Source organism: Coprococcus sp. RTP21428st1_C9_RTP21428_210409 (genome assembly GCF_040227395.1).
GTDB classification, from domain to species: domain Bacteria; phylum Bacillota; class Clostridia; order Lachnospirales; family Lachnospiraceae; genus Coprococcus; species Coprococcus aceti.
In genome coordinates this window covers 1-4,754 of record NZ_JBEHVV010000113.1, presented here as the reverse complement: position 1 = coordinate 4,754, position 4,754 = coordinate 1, and the positions used below count along the sequence as shown (strand labels likewise).

Here is a 4,754-nt window from a genome sequence, read left to right as displayed (position 1 = left end):
GCTCAGGACTTGTGGCGAGCGTTGCCATAGTCGAGAACAATAATTTGATAGCTGAATATACAACCAACTACAAGAAGACACATTCCCAGACACTGCTTCCTATGCTGGAAGAGATCGTGAAGATGACAGAGACGGACAAAGAGAGTTTTGATGCGCTGGCTGTTGCTGCCGGACCGGGATCATTTACAGGACTCAGAATAGGCTCAGCGACGGTCAAGGGACTTGCACTTGCATGGAATATACCGGTTATTGCGGTGCCGACACTTGAGGGGCTTGCATACAATGTGTGGGGAACTGACAGACTTATCTGCCCTATCATGGACGCGAGAAGAAAACAGGTGTATACGGGACTTTATAGTTTTAACAGTGATGACAGGCTTGAGACGATAATGGATCAGACTCCTATGGATATTGCTGACCTTATAGACCAACTCAATGAGAGAGGGGAAAAGGTTATATTTGTGGGAGATGGAATAGATGTGTATGCTGATGTTTTAAAAGAGAAGATGACGGCAGACTACGCATTTGCTCCGGCACACATGAATAAGCAGAGAGCTGGCTCGGTGGCAGCCGCAGCCCAGGTGAGATATGCAGCCGGACAGTATGAGGAGGGGGATACATTTGCCCCTGAATATCTCAGACAGTCACAGGCAGAGCGGGAGAGAGCTGAAAAGGCAAAACTGGAGAATGATGGACATGAATAGCTGTTTTTCCCATGTACGCCCGAGACTGGCAGATATGAAAGACCTGGCCGGGATAGCAGCACTTGAGATGACGGTGTTTTCGCATCCGTGGAATGAGGAGATGGTGTCCTCATCTATACAGGGGACATACGATCATGTCAAGATCCTTGAGACTTCTGAAGGAGAAATCGCCGGCTATATCATATATTCGGCGGTGTGTGACAGTGCAGATCTGCTCAGGGTAGCAGTGGATGCCAGATCAAGACGTCGTGGCATCGGCTTTAAGCTGATGGAAGCCATGATCGATGACTGCAAGGACAGGAATGTGCAGAGCATATTTCTGGAAGTCAGGGAATCCAACGCTGCTGCGATAGCTATGTATGAGCAGTTTGGATTTATAAAAATTTCTACAAGAAAAAAATACTACGACTCACCGGTGGAGGATGGTCTGGTTATGCAAAAACAGTTGTAGTAATAGATATATGCAGAATATACAGTGCGTGGAGACCACATTTGCACGGCTGGAAAACATTGTCGGTATATTCTGTGAAGGATCTGGCTTATAATCAGACTCATAACAGGGCTGCATACAGTCGGACAGGAGATAAATATGAGTGAGATCAGATGTAATAGGTGTGGAAGGATAATTGTATTTGGAGATATGCATAACAAGGAGGATTACGTCCTTATTCAGAAGGAATGGGGGTATTTCTCACACAAGGATGGCAGAAAATACACACTCAGGATGTGTGAGGACTGTTACGACAGACTTGTAAATGAATGTGTCATACCTCCAGAAATAGATGATGTGACAGAGTATGCATAGAGTATGCATATAGACTTTGCCTTAGAAATGGAGATAGAAGATGATAGACGTATGTCTTTTGGGGACCGGAGGGATGATGCCGCTGCCATACAGGGCACTTACATCTCTCGTGGTCAGATATAACGGACACGAGATGCTGATAGACTGCGGAGAGGGAACCCAGACCTCAATGCGTCAGCAGGGCATGATAGGCTTTAAGCAGATAGATGTGATCTGCTTCACACATTTTCATGCAGATCATATAAGCGGATTGCCGGGGCTGCTGCTCACGATAGGCAATGCCGAGAGAACGGAGCCACTTCTTATGGTTGGCCCAAAGAGACTTGAGAAGGTAGTCAATTCCCTAAGGGTTATAGCGCCTGAGCTTCCGTTTGAGATCAGGTTCCAGGAGCTCTCGGAGGCTGAGGAGAGCTTTATGTGGGAGGATCTCAGGGTGGATGCATTCAGGGTGAATCACAATGTGACATGTTATGGATATTCCCTTTCGCTTCCAAGAACAGGAAAATTCAGCGTGGACAGAGCTAGAGAGAATGAGATTCCAATGAAATACTGGAATGGCTTGCAGAAGGGCAACACATACGAGGAGGATGGACACATATATACTCCTGATATGGTGCTTGGTCCTGACCGCAAGGGCCTGAAGCTCACATACTGCACAGATACCAGACCGACCCCCCTTATAGAGAAGTATGCAGCCGGATCAGATTTGTTCATATGCGAGGGCATGTACGGCGAAAAGGAGAAAGAGATAAAAGCCATAGAGCATAAGCATATGATGATGCAGGAGGCTGCGGCCATAGCGGCAAAGGCAGATGTGGGGGAGATGTGGCTTACACATTACAGTCCGTCGATGGCAAAACCGGCGGTGTTTATGGATGAGATAAGAGAGATATTCCCGAGAACTATTGCGGCAAAGGACAGGACGACAACAACGCTCAAGTTTTCGGAGGAGTAGAATAGATCGACAAAGGTGAGATGAATTATGGAGAAAGATGTAAAGATACTGGCTATAGAATCCTCATGTGATGAGACATCCGCAGCGGTTGTTGTGAATGGAAGAAACGTACTGTCAAATATAATATATTCACAGATAGATATCCATACACTTTATGGAGGCGTTGTGCCGGAGATAGCTTCGCGAAAGCACATAGAGAAGATTACACAGGTCATAAGACAGGCGCTCAAAGAGGCAGAGTGCACACTGGATGACATAGATGCGGTTGCAGTCACATATGGACCGGGGCTTGTTGGCGCTCTTCTAGTTGGTGTGGGAGCAGCTAAGGCCATAGCATTTGCAAAAGATATACCACTTGTTGGTGTGCATCATATAGAAGGTCATATCGCAGCGAATTATATAGAGAACAAGGAGCTTGAGCCTCCGTTCATGTGCCTTGTTGTGTCAGGAGGTCACACACATCTTGTAAATGTAGTCGATTACGGCAAGTTTGAGATACTGGGAATAACCAGGGATGATGCGGCAGGAGAGGCATTTGACAAGGTAGCAAGGGCTATAGGACTGGGTTACCCGGGAGGACCGAAGATAGATCGTAAGGCGAAGGAGGGCAACCCTGACGCTATAGAATTTCCAAGGGCAAAGGTGGCAGAATCAGCCTATGACTTCAGCTTCAGTGGCCTGAAGTCCGCAGTGCTCAACTATATCAATCAGGCTCATATGAGAGACGAGCAGATCAATGAGGCCGATGTGGCAGCATCGTTCCAGAAAGCAGTAACGGAAGTGCTCACAGAGCATGCGGTTGCTGCGGCAAAGGAATACCATATGGATAAGATAGCCATAGCTGGCGGAGTTGCGTCCAATTCTGCTCTCAGAGCCAGCATGAAGGCGGCCTGTGAGAAGGCTGGGCTTACATTGTATCATCCATCGCCGATACTGTGCACGGACAATGCGGCCATGATAGGTGCGGCGGGATACTACGAATACATAAATGGAACAAGACATGGATGGGATCTGAATGCCATACCAAACCTCAAGCTGGGTGAGAGATAACCAGCCTGGTCAAGTGTGTGATGGTGTCAGACTACTACTAGGGAGAAGATGAACATGGGCGATGCGGATAATGCTGATTACAAGGAATCAAATATAGAAATCTTTGATACAGTGGATGAAGTAAAGGTCACGGCAATAGTCCTTGCAGCCGGAAAGGGCAGCAGGATGCACAGCGATATACCTAAGCAGTTTATGACGCTGGGGGATTATCCTGTGCTGTATTATTCGCTCAAGGCCTTTCAGAACAGCCCGGTTGATGACATAATCCTTGTCACAGGTGAGGATTATGTAGAATATTGCAGAAATGACATAGTAGACAGGTACAACATCACCAAAGTCAGGAAGATCGTGACCGGTGGGGCAGAGCGCTATGACTCCGTACATAATGGACTTATTGCGGCGGATGGTGCGAAGTATGTACTCATCCATGATGGTGCGAGACCATGCATAACCCAGAAAATCATCACAGATTCCATAGATGCAGTAAAGATATATTCTGCGTGTACAGTGGGTGTACCTGTGAAGGATACCATCAAGATAGTAGATGAGGATCAGATGGGAGTGGATACTCCTGATAGATCCAGGCTGTGGCAGGTTCAGACTCCACAGAGTTTTAACAGGGAACTTCTGCTTACCTGTTATGATGGACTGGCGCATGACAAATGTCAGGTTATAACGGATGACACAATGATAGTGGAGCGTTATAGCAGCGTCAGAACGAAGGTGATAATGGGGGCGTATGAGAACCTGAAAATCACCACTCCTGAGGATTTAAAAATTGCTTCAAATTTTTTGAAAAAAGATGTTGACACAAAGATGGTAAAGTGATAATATGTACAAGTCGCCGGTTGATGGCGACGAACAAAAACAACTTGGAGAGATATCGAAGCGGTCATAACGAGGCGGTCTTGAAAACCGTTTGTCCGAAAGGGCGCGAGGGTTCGAATCCCTCTCTCTCCGCTGACTTTCATACATAATGAAAGTTCAAGCGCTTGATACTGGAGAAGTACCCAAGCGGTTGAAGGGGCTCCCCTGGAAAGGGAGTAGGCCGTTAATAGCGGCGCGAGGGTTCAAATCCCTCCTTCTCCGTTAGACATACTTAGTATCAGAGCTATATAAGAACCTTGAAAAATTAACAACATGACAACCCTGAAATTCCAAAAAAGAATTTCAAGAACGTCGGATCAGAGATGATATCAAAGATCTAACAAACCAATAACAGTAAAGATGGTTAGGAAAA

6 protein-coding genes and 2 tRNA genes are annotated in these 4,754 nt (G+C 46.5%); all 8 read left to right on the top strand.

Features of this window, described 5'->3' with window-relative positions; translation table 11 throughout:
- On the top strand, nt 1–704 hold a 704-nt coding region (gene tsaB, locus ABUA34_RS13805; RefSeq protein ID WP_349823500.1), incomplete at its 5' end, for a tRNA (adenosine(37)-N6)-threonylcarbamoyltransferase complex dimerization subunit type 1 TsaB.
- Nucleotides 697–1,155 carry a ribosomal protein S18-alanine N-acetyltransferase gene (rimI, locus tag ABUA34_RS13800; RefSeq protein WP_349823499.1) on the top strand — a complete coding sequence of 153 codons (459 nt, stop codon included), beginning with the start codon at nt 697–699 and terminating at the stop codon, nt 1,153–1,155. The genes tsaB and rimI, both read left to right, overlap by 8 nt.
- Before the next feature lie 138 nt (nt 1,156–1,293).
- Nucleotides 1,294–1,509 (top strand): hypothetical protein, encoded by a 216-nt coding sequence (locus ABUA34_RS13795; RefSeq protein WP_119998571.1) that lies wholly within the window; start codon nt 1,294–1,296, stop codon nt 1,507–1,509.
- Nucleotides 1,510–1,549: 40 nt separating this feature from the next.
- Complete coding sequence (locus ABUA34_RS13790; protein WP_015533863.1) at nt 1,550–2,464, top strand: ribonuclease Z; 915 nt, start codon at nt 1,550–1,552, stop codon at nt 2,462–2,464.
- Between the two features lie 27 nt (nt 2,465–2,491).
- Nucleotides 2,492–3,514, top strand: a complete 1,023-nt coding sequence (gene tsaD, locus ABUA34_RS13785) for a tRNA (adenosine(37)-N6)-threonylcarbamoyltransferase complex transferase subunit TsaD (RefSeq protein WP_349823498.1) — start codon at nt 2,492–2,494, stop codon at nt 3,512–3,514.
- Between the two features lie 54 nt (nt 3,515–3,568).
- On the top strand, nt 3,569–4,342 hold the full coding sequence (ispD, locus tag ABUA34_RS13780) for a 2-C-methyl-D-erythritol 4-phosphate cytidylyltransferase (protein WP_117874615.1): 774 nt from the start codon (nt 3,569–3,571) through the stop codon (nt 4,340–4,342).
- Nucleotides 4,343–4,388: 46 nt separating this feature from the next.
- Nucleotides 4,389–4,474, top strand: a tRNA-Ser gene (locus ABUA34_RS13775).
- A gap of 40 nt (nt 4,475–4,514) precedes the next feature.
- A tRNA-Ser gene (locus tag ABUA34_RS13770) sits at nt 4,515–4,603 on the top strand.
- The last annotated feature ends 151 nt before the right edge of the window (nt 4,604–4,754 follow it).